This is a genomic window from Paraburkholderia sp. RL17-373-BIF-A, assembly GCF_046030175.1.
Taxonomy (GTDB): Bacteria; Pseudomonadota; Gammaproteobacteria; order Burkholderiales; family Burkholderiaceae; genus Paraburkholderia.
Genome location: NZ_JARESO010000397.1, coordinates 1 through 533, shown reverse-complemented (window position 1 = coordinate 533; position 533 = coordinate 1). Strand labels below are relative to the sequence as shown.

General features: G+C 59.8%; 2 protein-coding genes. Both read left to right on the top strand.

Annotation, left to right across the window (positions count from 1 at the left end):
• A partial coding sequence (locus tag P0D80_RS51070; RefSeq protein ID WP_408296568.1) for a hypothetical protein occupies positions 1 to 252 on the top strand: 252 nt, incomplete at its 5' end.
• Between the two features lie 6 nt (positions 253 to 258).
• Positions 259 to 533, top strand: a 275-nt coding sequence (locus P0D80_RS51065) for a hypothetical protein (protein WP_408296566.1), incomplete at its 3' end; no start/stop codon positions are given.

Sequence of the window (533 nt, the reverse complement as noted above, 5' to 3'; positions counted from 1 at the left end):
CTTGCTCTGGAGGGTTGGTCCTCGTACGGACTGGGGACCATGCTCGAGCATGCCCGGACACAGCTGGCGCAACCGGAACCCGAGGGATACGCATGGGCTCGTGCGAACGGTCTCAGTGTGCTGCAGATACTGGATGCGGCCGAACGGCATGAAGAGTTGCGGGACAGAGCAAAGGCGCTGCGCCAGGCTTACCTGAATGTCCTTCCTGATTCGCTGGTGCAGTTTGTGAAAGGAACCGCTGATGTCATGTAGGGGGATGTGCTGTCTTATTTTCCGTTGCTCGCCAGGGATAGCGAGGTTTGCATCCTGCTGACCCCGGATGACCTGAAGAACGCGATGCGGACGCCTGGGGAGCCGGGCGGGGAGTTCGGCAATGTGTGCGTTGCGGTAGACTGGAGTAGGAAGCCTGATAATCTGCCGTTGGATGCGCGCGGGGAGTTCTATCCGATGTTCAATCAGGCGCACCTTGCACAGTTCCCCGTACTGCACGCCAGAAGCGTCTCGCGGCTATCGCGCCAGTCGCAGGAGAAGAT